The sequence below is a fragment of the uncultured Clostridium sp. genome (assembly GCF_937920395.1).
GTDB lineage: Bacteria > Bacillota > Clostridia > Clostridiales > Clostridiaceae > Clostridium_AD.
In genome coordinates this window covers 1-17,042 of the sequence record NZ_CALEVF010000376.1, presented here as the reverse complement: position 1 = coordinate 17,042, position 17,042 = coordinate 1, and the positions used below count along the sequence as shown (strand labels likewise).

The following is a 17,042-nucleotide window of genomic DNA, read 5'->3' as shown; positions in this document are numbered from 1 at the left end:
ATATAATTGTAAAGCCTTGAAGTCACTTGACTACAAGGTTATGCAATTAACTATATAAGCATATTGATAAAGGAGGAATAAAATGGGAAATATTTATGATTTGCATAATGAGACTATAGGACTTAAAGTAGTGGAAAGTTTAAAAAAGAATGATTTTTCAGCAATGTATTTTGAAACAGGTGAAGAGGCGTCAAAATTTATAATGAATAATATACATAAAGGAGATAAGGTGGGCTTTGGGGGATCTATGACTGTAGTAGAACTCGGCATACAAGAAAAGGTAGCATCTATTGGAGGATTTGTGCTAGATCATGGTAATCCGACATTATCTCCTGATGATAAAATGCAAACTATGAGAGGCGAGCTCCTTAGTGATGTTTTTGTATGTAGTTCTAATGCTGTGACAATGGATGGTGAACTTGTTAATATTGATGGTGTAGGAAATAGAATTGCTGCAATGACATTTGGGCCTAAAAAAGTTATTATTGTTGTAGGTGTAAATAAAATTTGTAAAAACGAAGCTTCAGCTTTTGAAAGATTAAAGCAAGTTGCGTCGCCAATGAATAATATGAGATTAAAGACACCGAATCCCTGTACTAAAACTGGTGTCTGCATGGATTGTAAAGCAACTAGTAGAATATGTAGAGTTTACTCTGTAATTAAAAGACGACCTGCGAGAACAGATATGACGGTGGTTGTAGTAGGTAAAACGTTTGGATATTAGTGATATTTCGGCTGAATTATAGATATATTTAATTATTTTTAATTTATATTAAAAAAACACTTCAATTTATTGACAAAGTGTCTTATAATGTTACTAAAGTTATAATGTTGATTTAGTAACAAAATATGGAAATGGAGTGATGATATGTTGGAGTGTCCTTTTTTAACTACTATGGAGGAAGAAGTGGAGTGTTTTAAAGAGTGTGATTTACATAAATGGGCAGATAATGGAGGGAAATGTCCATTTGTTGAATTAAAAGAATTTAAGCCCTTTATCAACAAAAACATTACTGAGTATGATATATTTAGTGATGATAGAAATTCACAATTGAAATCATTATGTAAAAATCGATACGTATAGTATTAATATTATGTAATTGTGCATAATATTAACTAATGGGAGATTTGTTTTCCTAAAATATTAAACAGGGAAGTGAGTTGAATTGGAAAGAACATTGATATTAATTAAACCTGATGGAGTTGAACGTGGATTAATTGGAAGAATTATTAACCAGTATGAGGAGAAATCGCTAGAAATTGTAGCACTTAAAATGATAACGGCTACAAAAGATATTGCAAGGAAACATTACTGTGAACATGAGGGACGCGAATATTTTGAAAGATTAATAAATTATATTACTGAAGGCAAAATATGTGCAATGGTATTAATGGGAGAAAAAGCTATTGAAGTAACCCGGAAAATTAATGGAGATAAGGATCCAGTTAAAGCGGAAATTGGAAGTATAAGAGGAAAATTTGCAATAGATAAAACTAATAATTTAGTTCATGCATCTGATAGCTCAGACAGTGCAGAACGTGAAATTTCAATTTGGTTTCCAGAACTTATGTGCAAGGATATCTTTGGGAACTCTAATAATTTGTTTTCACAAACAGAGGGGCCATTAGTTAATGTTTAATAAAATAAAACTACAATAAAAAGCTAACCAATTTAATCTTTGGTTAGCTTTTATTGTAGTTTTAGTAATTAATGCGAGCCGCAATGTCCTGAGCAACCACCACAAGAGTCACTACCATGTTTTGGGCAACTAGGCTTACTATCAACTGTAAGCTTCGTTTTAACCCAAAATCTAGAATCACTATAGGCTATTGTGAGTTCGCAAATGTTATCTAAAAGAGTATCATCATATAATATTTTTAAATTATCAATATTATTTTTAATATCTCCTGTTTTAAAATTATCTAGGTAAATGTCAACTTTTGAAGCCTTGCAACAAGCACTGTCGAATACTAATCTTACGCTATCACATGTTTCGTCAATTTTTATCATTTCTAGTAGCTCATCTAGAGCAATTTTTGAAAGCTTGATTTTTAATGGTTGTGCCATAAGTCCTCCTAACGTTTACCTATAAGGTAAGAACTATATTTATGTTATTCCTCAAGAATCTCAGAATAATGATTTAATAAGCCTTGTTTTAGGTTCCATAAATTCCAAGAAAGATCTACATAGTATGCATGAGGATTATCAAATCTTAATACTTCTGTCCATAATTTAGAGACTTCCTGTTCAGAAAATGCTTTTATTTCCATAACAGTTGGAGACTCATAAATTTGTTTTCCATTTTCAAATAGTTTAACCATAAGCTCTTTAATATAGTAATGTTTAAGATTTTTCTTTTTCCAAGTATAAGTTGGATTAAATATTTCAAGGGGTCTGTTTTCATCAAATGTCTCATCATGCAAGGTAATGAAATCCGCAATGGCTTTATGAGTTGTTTTATCAAAAATTCTATAAAGTTTTTTAAAAGCAGGATTAATAATTTTTTCTGCATTTTCACTAATTTTAATTTTTGGTATTATTTCTCCATCATTTTCAACGGCAACAAGTTTATAAACACCACCAAATACTGGTTCAGATCTTGCAGTGATAAGTCTTTCGCCAACACCGAAGTTATCAATTTGTGCTCCGTTTTCGAGGACTCCGCTAATAATATATTCATCTAGTGAGTTAGAAACAGTAATCTTTACATCATCATATCCAGCTTCATCTAAAATTATTCTAACTTTTTTAGTTAAATAGGTAATATCACCACTATCAATTCGTATTCCTTTAGGTCTTTTACCCATAGGTTTAAGCACATCATCAAATACCTTTATAGCATTTAATATACCAGAGCGTAGTACGTTATAGGTATCTATAAGAAGTACACAGTTATCAGGGTAAGTTACAGTCCAAGCTTTAAAGGCGTCATATTCAGTATCAAAAAGTTGTACCCAACTATGAGCCATAGTTCCAAGTGCTGGAATATCAAACATTTCCTCGGCAATAGTGCAGGCCGTACCAACGCAGCCGCCAATAACAGCAGCACGAGCTCCGTATATAGCACCATCATAACCTTGAGCACGTCTTGAACCAAATTCCATTACAGGTCTACCTTTTGCGGCTCTGCATATTCTACTAGCTTTAGTAGCAATTAAAGTTTGATGATTTATTGTAAGCAGGATCATTGTCTCAACAAATTGAGCCTGTATAATAGGTCCTTTAACTGTAACTAAGGGTTCACCAGGGAATACAGGGTAACCTTCAGGTATTGCCCATACATCACAAGAAAATTTAAAACTCTTTAAATAATCAATAAATTTATCTGAAAAATCATGCTTACTCTCTAGGTAGGCTATATCATCATTTGAAAAAGACAAATTAGAAAGGTATTCAAGCAATTGTTGTACACCAGCCATAACGCAATAACCGCCACCATCTGGAATTCGTCTAAAAAACATATCAAAGTAGGCAATTTTGTCTTGAACATTATTGTCAAGATAACCGTTTGCCATAGTTAATTCATAAAAGTCTACAAGCATTGTTAAGTTTCTTTCATTTCTCACATTAAAATCTTTTGAGTATATCATAGTTTTTTCCCCTTTGAAATTTAATAAAAGTATATAATAGAATTATAACATAATTATATATTAATGTTTTGTTAGGCTTATTATACTAGTATTTTAGGTATAAAGACAATATATGATAAATTAAAGTAGGTGGATGAAAATGGAGATAAAATATAACATGAATAATAAAATTGAAGGTAATAGAATAAAAGACAGTAAAATAAGTACTAAATTAAGTAAAGAACAAAGGGACGCAGTTTTTTATAGTAATAGAAATTTATTAGTTACAGCTGGACCAGGTAGTGGTAAAACAGTTGTTATTGTGAATAGAATTGTTCACCTAATAAATGAACAAAACATTAGCCCTAAAAACATTATTGTAATTACTTTTACAAGAGCTGCAGCCATTAATATGAAAAATAGGTATATTGCTATTAATGGAAGGGGAAATGTTCCGTTTTTTGGAACATTTCACGGTTTGTTTTATAAAATACTCAAAAATTATTATGGTGAAATAAAAATAATAGATACATTTGAGGTATATAAACTTATAAAAAATGTATTAATGTCATACTTAGATGAGGTAGGCGATGAAAAAGTAAAGGAAGTTATTAATAATATTTCAGTATTTAAAACAAGTGATGATACTTTAGAGAAGTTTTCTCCTAGTATTGATAAAGGAATATTTATAGCGGCGTATAATATTTATGAGCAATACAGGAAAGAAAGAAATTTATTTGATTTCGATGATTTGCAAATAGGTTGTAGAGATTTATTTAAAAAAAATTACAAGATACTTCAGGGGTATAGATCTTTGTTTAAACATATCTTAGTTGATGAATTTCAAGATTGTGATTCTATGCAAGTTGAGATATTAAAACTCTTAAATGAGGAAAACTCCATATTCGCTGTAGGGGATGAGGATCAATGTATCTATGGATTTAGAGGGTCAAACCCTGAATGTATGGTTAAGTTTTCACAGCATTTTGAGGGCGGAGGGAAATTACAATTATCAACTAACTACAGATGCCCAAAGAATATAGTAGAAATATCCATGAATACTATAAAGAATAATCAGATGAGAAATGAAAAAAACATAGTAGCTTTCAAGGAGCAAGATGGTGGCATTACTGTACTTAATAATGTAAATGAGAATGCCCAAGCAGATGAAATTAGTAGTATTATTCAAAAACATATATTAGTCCCTGATAAAAGCTATAGTGACAATGCAATATTATATAGAACAAATGTAGAATGTAGAAGCTTGATAGATGTTTTTATTAAGAAAAGAATACCTTTCATGCTTTTAGATAAGGAATATGATTTTTTTCAACATTTTATATGTAAAGATATAATAGCATATTTAAAACTAAGCATTGATCTAAGTGATAAAGAAAGTTTTCTTAGAATAATTAATAAGCCATTTAGATATGTAAGTAGATTAAATTTGGATAAAATAAAAAGAAATATTGTGCGCGAAGATTGTTTTGAAATGTTAAAGGAAATTGATGGTATACCTATATTTCAGATGAAGATGATAGATAAGCTAAAAAAAGATATACATTATTTAAACAAAATTTCATTAGCGAGTGCAATAGACAATTTAGTGTTAAGTATAGGGTATCACGATTATATAAAGGAATATTGTACTAAATTTAAAATTGACTTAGGTGAGATGGAAGATATTATAGACGAGTTTAGACAATCAGCAGAAGGATATAACAATATAATAGCTTTTTTAGGTCATGTAGAACAGGTTAAAGAAGAAATAGGTAAGCATAAGAAAAATGTTGAAGAGGATGCTGTAATCCTTAGCACAATTCATGGCGTTAAAGGTATGGAGTTTAAGAATGTATTTATAATTAATTGTAATGAAGAGAATATACCTCATGTTAATAGCATAGAAAATAACTTAGAGGAAGAGCGAAGACTATTTTATGTAGGAATAACAAGAGCTATAGATAATGTATGGTTATGTATTAGTAAAAGTGTTAAAGGTAAAGTGAAAGAGACATCAAGGTTTATAAAGGAGTGCAATATTATTGGTGGTAACGATGCGAACTTACCCTTTAAAGAAGGGGATGCCGTGATGCACAAAAGTTTCGGTAGTGGAACTGTTATTTCCATTAATGATAAGGACTTAGAAATTAAATTTGAAGGTGATGTTGTACGTAAATTTGATACTAGTGTGCTTTATAATAACGCTTTGATTTCTAAAGTGTAAGTGAAGGGAAAATCATTGAGTTGAAATAGGTGGTAAATATTATCACTGAAATACCTTATTTATTAGAAGTGGATCTATAGCAAGGATTAAGTCATATGAGTAGTTCTCTCTAAGTTTACAATTCGTTGTTAATTCCGTCACTACGATGACACATAGAATTGTTATTGTTAATACATAGCAAGTAGCTATTGATTGAATTTTTTAATTAGAGTCCCCCTTTAATTAAAAATATATATAACTAGTAATGGACTGGTGTTATTAGCCAGTCTGTTTTATTTTTTGCTTATGTAAATACTATATTTCTTTTTTATTAATCTTTTTAAAGTCATCTTCCATCGATTTAGTTACGTTAGTAAATTCTTTAACTTTATCTTTCATATAATCTTCTAAAGTTTTATTTGTAATATTATCGATTTCTTTAATCCCTCTGATTATTTCATCAAAGAGTGTGTCTACAGAGTCCATCATATCAATTATATTATTAAAATATTCTTCACTCATATTATTGAATAATTTATTTTTTGAAGATTCTTTTAGAACAATAATTATATATTCAAATCTATTTTTAGCAAGGTCTTTATTAATATCTCCATTTACTATAATTTTGTATTTACTGTCTATTACACTTAACTTAGTGTCTATAGGAGGAGGTAATTCATAAGAAAGATCAAGAACAACTTCACTTAATTGATTATTTTTTTCAGTTTTAATCTCCTTTCTACTGTGTATTAATTGTAGCGAGTACCTTGATATTAATATAATAGTAATCACCAAAATGACACCTAGTATCCAAAATATACTATTCATAAACTTCTCACAAGTTCCTTCCCGCTAAGTTTCTTCCTAAGATGAAGTAAACTTTATTCACGTCTATCTAATTTCTTGTTTATTTACTTATTTTAACATATAAACCTTATTAAGTATAACGATTAAACATTTTATTTTATCATTTTTATATTTCTCTATGATTAGGCGACTTCTCCACACACTCACTCTGTGAGAGACTTAAGCAATAATAAAGGTGATCGTTCTTTTGAACTATGTATAAAATAATTTATATACGAGGGATTAGAACGTGGAATTAGAGGCAAAAGATATACTTTAGAGAAAATGATACTGGAGAATTAGATGTGGAAATTGATGAGGTTGCTATGATTTGTGGATGGACACAGAAAAAGAAAGGTATAGAGTATACAAGATTTGATACTAGTGTGCTTTATAATAACGCTTGATATCAAAAGTGTAAGTATAAAAAAGCATAAAAAAGAACCCATTTAACTTACATTTAGGTTCTTCATGACAAAGTGTTCTACTGATTTTGTTTTTCGTTCTACAAAGTAATATAAAAAATACGCAAAAGCTAAACTTAATACAAATGATATTAAAACTAATAAAAAATAATTAACAGATAATTTACTAGTAAATATGGCAGTGGGGGTGTATTTCTTTATACATATTAATACAAGATAATGTACTAAATAAAATGAATAACTAATTTTACCTAGATTATTAAAGAGTTTATTATTAAAAAATTTAAAGAATGAATTAAATTTTCCATTAACAAACCAAATTGAGTGAAGTGAAAAAATTAATAGTATGAATAGCAAACTAACTGAAATGTTTTCTAAAGGTAGATTTAAATATGAGATTATTATAATAGATATAACAATACAAATCACTGACATTTTAGAGTGTTTGCTTATTAATTTTATTTTAGAAGTATTTTTATTTTGAAAAAAGTAATACATACATATCCCTGATGAAAAAGTAAAAATCCAATTAATAGGTGAAAAGTATAGCCATGAATAAGTTGTTGAATCAATAATTTCATGTACAAATAAAAAATGTATTCTTAAGCTATACAATAAATCAAAAATTAAAGTAATCATAAATAAGATAAATGAAATTTTTAATGTTAAATGTTTTTTAAATTTATATGGAATTAAAATAAGAAATGAAAATATTATAGTATCGAATAGAAACCATTCTATGTGTAAAATATTATTTACCATAAGTTTGTCTAATCCAAATAGAAAAGTAAAATGCATAAGTATATTAGTATATGTTATGTTAAGGTCATTTTTCAATAGTGTAAGATTTAAAATAAATGCAACTAATAATACACAATAAAAAGGTGGTGCTAATCTGAAAAATTTCCTTGTAGCATATTTTATATAGAAATTTTTCCCAACAGTCTTATTCATAAGACTTCTAAATATAGTGTAACCACTAATTATAAAAAAGATAGCAACCCCCAATCGGCCAGTATATAGTAATTCTTCAAAAGAGAAGGGTAGTTTTGTAATATTAAATAATGAAAATAGCATTGTACTATGGACAAGGAATACGCCTAATATTGCTATTCCTTTGCATAATTCGAGGTATTCAATTTTTTTCATTTTATGCTCCTTTGTTTAAAGTGTTATAATCTATCTATTTATTATAACATAATAGCAGACAATCAGAACATAATACTCTTTAATTTAACAGCATTCGACAATCCATGTAAAAATAAAAAAAACTACATAAAGGCAAATTCCTAAGTGTAGTATTTTTTATTCTATTCAGGATTATTAAAATAAAAGGATATTTAAATTATAGACTATTTTAGAAATTCTATTCATTTAGAATGAAATTGATTATTAAAAAATCATTTCATAAGTTGAAGTGGTAATCTACATTACAGAGAAAGAGTTCGCGAGTAAAAAATAAAAAAGGACTTTTCACCGAGTAGGGTGCATAGTCCTTAGTTTTTAATGCTGATATTGCTGAGTGAATTTTTTTAACATTTCACCTATAGGTAGAGTTTCATTAATAAAAACAGATACATCCGTGCAAATTTTTTTATAGCCATCTAGCGTTGTCTGAAAAGATGGATCATCATGTTCTTGCTGAGTGACATATATCAAAAAAGCTGACCTATCGTACATTATTACTTCATTTACTCTCATATTTACGCCTCCAAAAATCCAATATTGTGTCTGTAATTATCACTATACAGTATGTCCTACATTTTCGCAATATAAAAAATGAAATATAAAACAAATATTTTATGAAATACGTTTACATGGAAAGAACTTAAAAAGATGTAAATAAATCTATGCATAAAAGCTGCATTCCCTAAAAAGAATACAGCTTTTATCGATTTAATGTTAATAAATGCAGTAAATATATAATCAAGGTAAGTAGTTATTTAGATTAACGACTGTTTCCTTATTTTAATTAACCTTATAGTTGTTAAGATACTCCTGCGCAGAATCATATATTAAATAATTTGTGGATATTAAATCTTTTTTCTCAGAAGTTTTAAGTTTATGAGTTGAATTTGCAACTGATATTTTTTCTATTGTTTTAGTTTCGATGATAATCACCTCGTCTGTATTATAACACAAAATAGATAAATTATAAAGAGTTTTATTAAAAGAATGTAGAGGACAGGCTCAATAGCGGGGTGGGATAAAATGGAACATAAAAAATAATTATATGAAATTATAAATAAACTGTACTATAAATATTAATTTAAAATTAATATTTTATAAGATATATTGTTGCAACGTGAAAACATAACACATATAATGTAATAAACATCAATAATTGGATGTGGTAGCTCTATGGAAAGTATCATAACATTTAATTACTTATAAGGAGGAGAATTAATGATTTCATTTAAACAAATGTGGGACGACGTACTGCTAATGTTATCAGATGAGGAATACTCAGATATGAAAATCATGGAAAGGTTTACTGACGGATTTACAGTTAAGGATCAAGAAAATATAATTTTTATTACAAAAGCAGATTTTTCAGACGTCTGGTGCAAGTTACTGTACTATAATGAATTAACTTTAGAGCAAATTATAAAAGATGATAAAATAAAACCAGAATATATATACAATATTATAAAGCAATTACCTTATGTGTCAGAAAATTCTGGAGCAATGAAGTTAATACAGTAGTTTTATTGAATATTGTTATATAATGTTATATAATTTTAATAAGCTCATATTTTAAAATTAAGCTCATATTCTATGAATATGAGCTTAATTCACATTAGTAACATTTAAATAATTTTGTGAGAAAGAGGTATAAAAATGAAAATCACAAATTCACATTCAGAGGAACTGATATTTGCTTTAGATATAGGAACAAGATCTATCATAGGAACAGTTGGTATAATATCTGACAAAAAATTCCAAGTTCTTTCTGAAAGTTATATTGAACATGAAGAAAGAGCTATGATTGATGGCCAAATTCATGATATTCAATTGGTAGCCAGTGGAGTATTGAAGGTAAAAAAAGAATTAGAGGATAATTTGCATGTTAAATTAACTAGAGTAGCGATTGCAGCTGCAGGGCGCTTTTTAAGGACAACGAAAGTTAAGTCTGAAATAGATGTTGATATTGATAAAGAAATTGATAGGGAGTCAATTAGAAGTCTAGAACTAACTGCAGTTAGAATGGCAGAAGAGGAAGTGGCAAAGTCATCTCAAGGTAAGCTTTACTGTGTAGGATATAGTGTGAAAAATTATTATTTAAATGGATATGTAATCACAAATTTAAAATCACACAAAGGAGAAAAAATTGCAGTGGAGATAATTGCTACATTTCTTCCAAGATCAGTAGTTGATAGCCTTTATGCAGTCATGGATAAAGTATCACTTGAGGTTGTAAGTTTAACACTTGAACCTATAGCTGCAATGGAAGCTGCCGTGCCACAAAATCTCAGACTTCTAAACTTAGCTTTAGTTGATATTGGTGCAGGAACCTCTGATATTGCTATTAGTAGCAAGGATAGTATAAGTGCATACGGTATGGTGCCAATGGCAGGGGATGAAGTAACTGAAATAATAGCACAAGCGTTTTTAGTTGATTTTAACACTGCTGAGAAAATTAAAAAAGAATGTAGTGGAAAAGAAAAAATTCAATACATAGATGTTTTAGGGTTTGAAAATATTTTAGATCCAGAGGAAGTATTAAAAATAATAAGTCCTATTGTTATGAAAATTTCAGAGGAAATAGGAAATAGAATAATTGAATTAAATGGGGGGAAAGCCCCCAATGCAGTATTTCTTGTAGGAGGAGGAGCACATACACCGTTTATTAAAGAAAATATTGTTAAAATCTTAAACTTACCAATTAATCGTGTTGTTATTAAAGGGCGTGATTCAGTAGTCGACTGTATATGTGATGTCGACCTTGGAAGTACCGGAGTTACAGTTTTAGGCATAGCATTAGTATCAATTAAAAGATTAGGAAATGATTTCGTTGATGTAACAATAAATGATAAGATAATAAGTTTATTTAATGCACATAAACATACTGTTATGGATGTGATGATGCAAGAAGGCATAAACCCAAAGGTGTTAATTGGTAAAAATGGACGCAATATAAGATTTATAGTTGATGGAATAAAAAGGGTGGCATTTGGAAGCTTAGCTACGAGCGCTAAAATTAAGATTAATAACCTGCTTAGCAATATTGATTCTGAGGTAGTTGAAGGGGATATCATTGACGTTAGTTTTAGTGTGGATGGAAAAAGTGCCGAGCCTAAAATTATGGATTATGTAAAAAACATTCAAACTATAAGTTTTTATTTTGAAGATATAATTCGTAATATTGAGCCTGTAGCATTTATTAATGGTACGAAAACTCTAATAAATGAGGTTATTAAAGAAGATGATGAGGTCTTAATAATAACGCCTACTACTATTAGCGAATATGCAAAGTATTTTGGTGACGATACTAGTGGTTCTACTTTTATGATAGATAATAAAAAATTGCTTTTGGATTATGTTATAAAAGAAGGGGACAGAATATATAAAGTGCCCAAAGCTACTAAAAAAACTACAGTAGAAAAGAAAGATGATAAGAATGAAAATAACAAAGATGAATATAAGGAAATACAAAATTTGAATGTTAAAGTAAACAAAAATATGATAATTCTTAAAGGTAAAGATAAATACATATTTGTGGATATTTTTAATTATGTAGATTTTGATTTGACTATTTCAAAAGGAAACCTAATATTAAAGCTTAATGGTAATAAAGCTGATTATTATCAGCCATTAAATAATGGAGATGTAATTGAAATATATTGTGAAAATATTAGTGACGTAGCTCAAACAAAATAAAAAATACGATAATGTTGTATAAGTGAAGGGGTGGTTATGGTGAATTTTTTAAATATGGCAAAAGATATTGAGAGTGAGCTAATAGGGATGAGGCGCGATATACATCAAAATCCAGAATTGGGGTTTGATTTATTTAGAACTAGCCAAAAGGTAAAAGATTTTTTAAGTGCAGAGGAGATTGAATTTTATGAGGTAGCGCAAACCGGAATCTGTGCTATTATTAGAGGAAATGGTGAAAAAACGGTTGCTTTAAGAGCAGATATGGATGCATTACCTCTTCAGGATAAGAAAGTGTGTGATTATGCATCTAAAATTAATGGTAAAATGCATGCTTGCGGACATGATGCTCATACCACTATACTTTTAGGTGCAGCTAGGATATTAAATAACATGAGAAATGAACTAAAGGGAAATGTTAAATTGTTTTTTGAGCCAGCAGAAGAAACTACTGGTGGATCACCTTTAATGATTAAAGAGGGTGTGCTTGATAATCCGAGTGTTGATGCTGTTATTGGTCTTCATGTAGAAGAGTGGTTAAAAGCTGGAACTGTTGGTTTAAAAAGAGGCATTGCGTATGCAGCATCTAATCCATTTACTATAAAAATAATAGGTAAAGGCGGACATGGTGCAAGTCCACATGTTACTATTGATCCTATTGTAATAGCTAGTAATGTTATAGTTGCACTTCAAAGTATTGTAAGTCGTGAAATTCCACCTACAGATCCTGCAGTTATAACTATAGGTTCAATTCATGGTGGTACAGCTCAAAACATTATACCAGAAGATGTTACAATATCAGGAATTATTAGGACAATGAAGAATGAACACCGGGAATATATAAAGAAAAGGTTAGTTGAAATAGTGGAAGGTATAGTTAAAGCCATGAGAGGAAAATGTGAAATTGTAATTGAGGAAAGTTATCCATGTCTTCATAATAACGATGAACTTTCGGATATGTTTGAGGATAAGGCAAAAGAATTAATTGGAGAAAAAAATGTTTATAAAATGGATCAGCCAACTATGGGTGTGGAAAGTTTTGCTTATTTCTCTATGGAAAAACCATCTCTATTTTATTTCTTAGGGAGTGGAAACAAGGGAAAAGGTATAATAAATCCGGCTCATGGAAGTTTATTTGATATAGATGAGAGCTGTTTATCAATAGGTGTAGCTATGCAATGTAAATTAGCTTACGAATTTCTATTGAAATCATAACGTTATTTAGTATATAATTGATACTTGATGTAAATTGTTAACGACATTTCAGAAGGAAAGTCTCCCATTTCTATAAGTGGGTGGTAATTAACTAGTAAAAATAAAATTTCAAGAGTAGTATAAAACTCCTTCTGAAGTCGTTAATATGCAGCTGCGCAGGAGATGATTTAATAACATAGATTAATTATGTATGGAATTAATCAATAGATAAAAGAACTAGGAGGATATGTATGAGGATAGAAATTGGAGCAAATGAAGCAGGACAAAGAACAGATAAATTCATGAGGAAAGTACTTGGAGATGTACCTTTAAGTAAAATATATAAAGCTTTTAGAAAAGGTGATATTAGAGTTAATGGCAGCAAAATAAAGGAAAAACATTCATTAGTAGAAGGTGATGTTGTTGAAACAAAGTACATTACTAGTGAGTTTAAAAGAGAAGAATTTGTAAGAATTGATAATAAATTAAAGATAACTTTTGAGGATGCTAATATTTTAATGGTAGAAAAATGGCCAGGAGTTTTAGTTCATGCTGACAAAAAAGATGGTGAACCGACTTTAACTGATTATGCACTTTCTTATTTATTTGATAAAGGAGATTACAAACCAGAGAATGAAATAACATTTACTCCAGCACCTTGTAATAGACTAGATAGAAACACTTCGGGTATGGTTATATTTGGTAAAAATTTTAAATCTCTTAAGTTATTAAATGAAATGATAAGAGATCGTAATATAGAAAAATATTATATGGCACTTGTATCAGGAAGAATTAAGGATGGAATTTACGAGGGATATATATATAAAAACGAAGATGCAAATATATCACAAGTATTTAACGAACCAAAGCCAGATACTAAAAGAATCGCAATGGATGTTAAAACTATAGAAAGTTGTGGTACATTTTCGTTACTAGATATTAATCTTTTAACAGGTAGAAGCCATCAGCTTAGGGCTCATTTAAGTATGCTTGGTAATCCTATTCTTGGTGATCCTAAATACGGAAATAAAAAAATAAATAGTTACTTTAATAATAAATATGGTTTGGATTCTCAATATTTGTATGCATATAAGTTAATATTTAAGAATTGCCCAGAGGATTTATCTTATATGGAGAATAAAACTATTGCGGAAAGTTTACCACCAGCACTTAAAAAGATTAAAAGAGATATATTTAAATTTTAGAGGGTGAATTTAATGGGTGAGAAAATAAAAGTAAACAAACAATCTACCACAAAAGGTTTTGCAGTATTATCTGCGGCAGGTTTTATAGTCAAGTTTTTATCCCTACTCTACATACCTTTTCTTGGAAAAATTTTAGGAGAAGCTGGGTTAGGTGTATATTATTCTGCATACAATATATTTACATATGTTTATATATTAACAAATGCTGGTATACCTGTAGCTATTTCAAAAATCGTATCAGAACTTATAGCCCTTGGAAATTATAAGGATGCTGTAAAGACTTTTAAAATAGCTAGATTTTCCCTTTTAGTATTAGGAATAGTTATGTCACTTTTAATGCTCATTTTAGTAGTACCTATATCTAATTTAACACAAAGTGGTTCTGCAAGATTAGCAATTATGGCACTAGCTCCAACTGTTTTACTTACTTCAGTTTTATCAGCGTATAGAGGTTATTTCCAAGGAAGAGGGAATATGACACCGACTGCAGTATCACAGGTATTTGAACAACTTGCAAATACTGTATTTAGTTTGATTTTTGCAGCATGCTTTATAAAGTTTGGAGTAGCAGCAGGAGCAGCAGGTGGAACCGTTGGTACCACTGTAGGAGCATTAGTTGCTGTAATATACATGATTCATTATTATGAAAAAAACAAAGTATTTAGAGTTCCAAAAGGATACAATCAATTAGATATAAAAAGATTAACTAATAAAAAAATATTTAAAAAATTATTAGCTGTTGCTGTACCAATGACAATATGTTTAGGAATACAACAGTCAGGGTTATTAATTGATTTAGGTGTCGTTAAATCAAGAATGTTAGCTGCTGGAATTGGTAGTGTACAAGTTAATGTTTTATGGGGTGTGTTAAGTAAGTATACAACATTAATAAATGTGCCTATAGCTATTATTACATCACTTGCAATAACTATCCTACCATCTATTTCAAGTTTGATGGCACTTAGAGATAAAAAGGCTGTAAGAGATAAAATTAATTATGCTTTTAGGTTATGTTTCTTAGTAGCAGTACCCTCTGCGGTTGGACTTGCCGTTTTAGCTTACCCAGTAGTGAATCTAATACAATACGGTTCTAGTGTTGGACGATTACTTATATATGGGTCAGTTGTAATAGTACTTATGGCTGTGGTTAGTATACAAACTTCAATTCTGCAAGGACTTGGGAAACTTTACTTAGTTACAATTTATGCAGTTTTGGGGATGATAGGAAAAATAATTACTAATTATATTTTTGTAGCAATTCCAAGCATTAATATATTAGGTGCAATTATGGGTAATGCAGTTAGCTTTGCAATACTTTTGATCTTGAACTATATTACAATTAATAAAACACTAAGGGTTAAAATAAAATTATTAAGTCATGCAATTAAACCTATAATGGCTTCTGTAGTTATGGGGATAGTTGCAAAAATAATCTATTTTAATTTTAATTTTATATTTAGTTTTATTAAGGAAGGATATTTTGCTAATGCTATGGCTCTATTAATTTCTTTAGTATTTGCAATAGTAACTTATTTTTTCGCATTAGTACTTCTAGGTGGATTAACTAAAGAAGATTTGGAAGTATTCCCTAGTAGGATTACAAGAATTATACCTAAGTCTATTTTAAATAGACTTAGGTAGTAAGAAAATCTAAAGCACATCATCTTGGATGATGTGCTTTAGATTTTTCTGATTTTTTTGTAAGAATTAGCGAAAATAATAATAGAGAGAAGCCAGCAAGAATAATTATTATGTTCTTAGTAATAAAAATAGAATTTGGTATAGTGTTATTTAAAATTTTCAATATAAAATATAACAAGGTGCTAAGACTTATATCAATTAGAAATTCGCTTACTGAAAAATATATATAACAGCTACCTTTGATTGATATAATATTCATTATGGCGCTTAAAATAGAACTTACGAGGAGAGCAATGCCGTAGCCTAAAATATTTATACTTGGAATACCAAGGAGTATATAAAGCAAGAATAATTGGACAACAGAGGTTACAACCGAGTTTATTAGGAGAGCCTTTTGTTTGCCAAGTCCATTCAAAATTCCAAAGGTCGAACCAGATATATACATGAAGGGTGCACTTAATGCTGCAAGCCTTATATAGATACCTAGGTCATATCTATCAAAAAATAATTTTCCAAGGGAGTCTCCTATACATAAACATATTATCATAGTTGAAATTCCGAGTAAAAAAGAAATTTTGATTACTTCACGAATCCTATTTTCTAAAGCTGTATAATCATTTTTACTTATGCTTTTGGAAATGTCTGGAGTTAACATGGTAGACATTGACATTACAATAATAAAAGGGAAGAACACGATACTCATAGCCATACCAGAAAACTTGCCAATTAATGATAAGCTTTCTGTATATTCTATCCCAGCCTGAACTAGTCGTCCCGGAACAATTAAGGTTGATAGTGCTGAAATTATTGTGTTTAAAAACCCGTTTAGGCATAAGGGAAATGAAACAATAAGAACATTAAATAAAAGTTGAGCCCGTCCCTCGGTCTTTTTTACAATTACCTTAAATTTATTTTTACTCTTTTCATAAAAAATATATAGAAGAATAAAACTTATAAGTTCTCCGATTGACAAGGAAATATATGTAGCAGTTACTGTAGTGGTTACACTTTTTAAAGCAAAGAAGTTTATTAGTCCAAGTATTATGGCCATTCTTACAGTTTTTTCAACAATATCTATTA

Annotated in this window: 16 protein-coding genes; 9 read left to right on the top strand and 7 right to left on the bottom strand. The window is 29.4% G+C overall.

Features of this window, described 5'->3' with window-relative positions; genetic code table 11:
* The first annotated feature begins 82 nt into the window (after positions 1–82).
* The 3 genes from Q0649_RS22085 (at position 83) to ndk (ending at position 1,640) form a co-directional block, all read left to right on the top strand.
* Positions 83–724 (top strand): lactate utilization protein, encoded by a 642-nt coding sequence (locus Q0649_RS22085; RefSeq protein ID WP_298847002.1) that lies wholly within the window; start codon positions 83–85, stop codon positions 722–724.
* A gap of 144 nt (positions 725–868) precedes the next feature.
* Positions 869–1,084: a hypothetical protein gene (locus tag Q0649_RS22080; RefSeq protein WP_298846999.1), complete on the top strand. Its 216-nt coding sequence runs from the start codon at positions 869–871 to the stop codon at positions 1,082–1,084.
* A gap of 82 nt (positions 1,085–1,166) precedes the next feature.
* Positions 1,167–1,640, top strand: coding sequence for a nucleoside-diphosphate kinase (ndk, locus tag Q0649_RS22075; protein ID WP_298846996.1), 474 nt, complete (start codon positions 1,167–1,169; stop codon positions 1,638–1,640).
* A gap of 68 nt (positions 1,641–1,708) precedes the next feature.
* Here the strand turns inward: ndk and Q0649_RS22070 are convergent, their stop codons facing one another.
* Both Q0649_RS22070 and Q0649_RS22065 read right to left on the bottom strand, forming a co-directional pair.
* Positions 1,709–2,068: a hypothetical protein gene (locus tag Q0649_RS22070; RefSeq protein WP_298846993.1), complete on the bottom strand. Its 360-nt coding sequence runs from the start codon at positions 2,066–2,068 to the stop codon at positions 1,709–1,711.
* 44 nt (positions 2,069–2,112) lie between these two features.
* Positions 2,113–3,591: a nicotinate phosphoribosyltransferase gene (locus Q0649_RS22065; RefSeq protein ID WP_298846988.1), complete on the bottom strand. Its 1,479-nt coding sequence runs from the start codon at positions 3,589–3,591 to the stop codon at positions 2,113–2,115.
* Between the two features lie 139 nt (positions 3,592–3,730).
* Between Q0649_RS22065 and Q0649_RS22060 the strand changes: the two genes are divergently transcribed.
* A complete protein-coding gene (locus Q0649_RS22060) occupies positions 3,731–5,794 on the top strand; it encodes an ATP-dependent helicase (RefSeq protein WP_298846985.1) in 2,064 nt (687 codons plus the stop codon).
* A gap of 294 nt (positions 5,795–6,088) precedes the next feature.
* Here the strand turns inward: Q0649_RS22060 and Q0649_RS22055 are convergent, their stop codons facing one another.
* The 4 genes from Q0649_RS22055 to Q0649_RS22045 all read right to left on the bottom strand — a co-directional run bounded on the left by Q0649_RS22055 (position 6,089) and on the right by Q0649_RS22045 (position 9,165).
* The gene (locus tag Q0649_RS22055) at positions 6,089–6,601 is read right to left on the bottom strand and encodes a hypothetical protein (protein ID WP_298846982.1); all 513 of its coding nucleotides are present in this window, start codon (positions 6,599–6,601) and stop codon (positions 6,089–6,091) included.
* Between the two features lie 467 nt (positions 6,602–7,068).
* Positions 7,069–8,193, bottom strand: coding sequence for an acyltransferase family protein (locus Q0649_RS23130; RefSeq protein ID WP_367179440.1), 1,125 nt, complete (start codon positions 8,191–8,193; stop codon positions 7,069–7,071).
* 354 nt (positions 8,194–8,547) lie between these two features.
* Complete coding sequence (locus tag Q0649_RS22050) at positions 8,548–8,745, bottom strand: hypothetical protein (protein ID WP_298846979.1); 198 nt, start codon at positions 8,743–8,745, stop codon at positions 8,548–8,550.
* Positions 8,746–9,012: 267 nt separating this feature from the next.
* Positions 9,013–9,165, bottom strand: coding sequence for a hypothetical protein (locus Q0649_RS22045; RefSeq protein ID WP_298846976.1), 153 nt, complete (start codon positions 9,163–9,165; stop codon positions 9,013–9,015).
* A 285-nt stretch (positions 9,166–9,450) separates the two neighbouring features.
* Between Q0649_RS22045 and Q0649_RS22040 the strand changes: the two genes are divergently transcribed.
* The 5 genes from Q0649_RS22040 to Q0649_RS22020 all read left to right on the top strand — a co-directional run bounded on the left by Q0649_RS22040 (position 9,451) and on the right by Q0649_RS22020 (position 15,962).
* Positions 9,451–9,750, top strand: a complete 300-nt coding sequence (locus Q0649_RS22040) for a hypothetical protein (RefSeq protein WP_298846973.1) — start codon at positions 9,451–9,453, stop codon at positions 9,748–9,750.
* A gap of 135 nt (positions 9,751–9,885) precedes the next feature.
* Complete coding sequence (locus Q0649_RS22035; protein ID WP_298846970.1) at positions 9,886–11,925, top strand: cell division protein FtsA; 2,040 nt, start codon at positions 9,886–9,888, stop codon at positions 11,923–11,925.
* Positions 11,926–11,955: 30 nt separating this feature from the next.
* A complete protein-coding gene (locus Q0649_RS22030; protein WP_298846966.1) occupies positions 11,956–13,137 on the top strand; it encodes a M20 family metallopeptidase in 1,182 nt (393 codons plus the stop codon).
* Positions 13,138–13,367: 230 nt separating this feature from the next.
* On the top strand, positions 13,368–14,321 hold the full coding sequence (locus tag Q0649_RS22025; protein ID WP_298846964.1) for an RluA family pseudouridine synthase: 954 nt from the start codon (positions 13,368–13,370) through the stop codon (positions 14,319–14,321).
* A 12-nt stretch (positions 14,322–14,333) separates the two neighbouring features.
* A complete protein-coding gene (locus Q0649_RS22020; protein ID WP_298846962.1) occupies positions 14,334–15,962 on the top strand; it encodes a polysaccharide biosynthesis protein in 1,629 nt (542 codons plus the stop codon).
* A gap of 19 nt (positions 15,963–15,981) precedes the next feature.
* Here Q0649_RS22020 and Q0649_RS22015 read toward each other — a convergent pair.
* The coding region (locus tag Q0649_RS22015; protein ID WP_298846960.1) for a polysaccharide biosynthesis C-terminal domain-containing protein at positions 15,982–17,042 on the bottom strand (1,061 nt) is incomplete at its 5' end.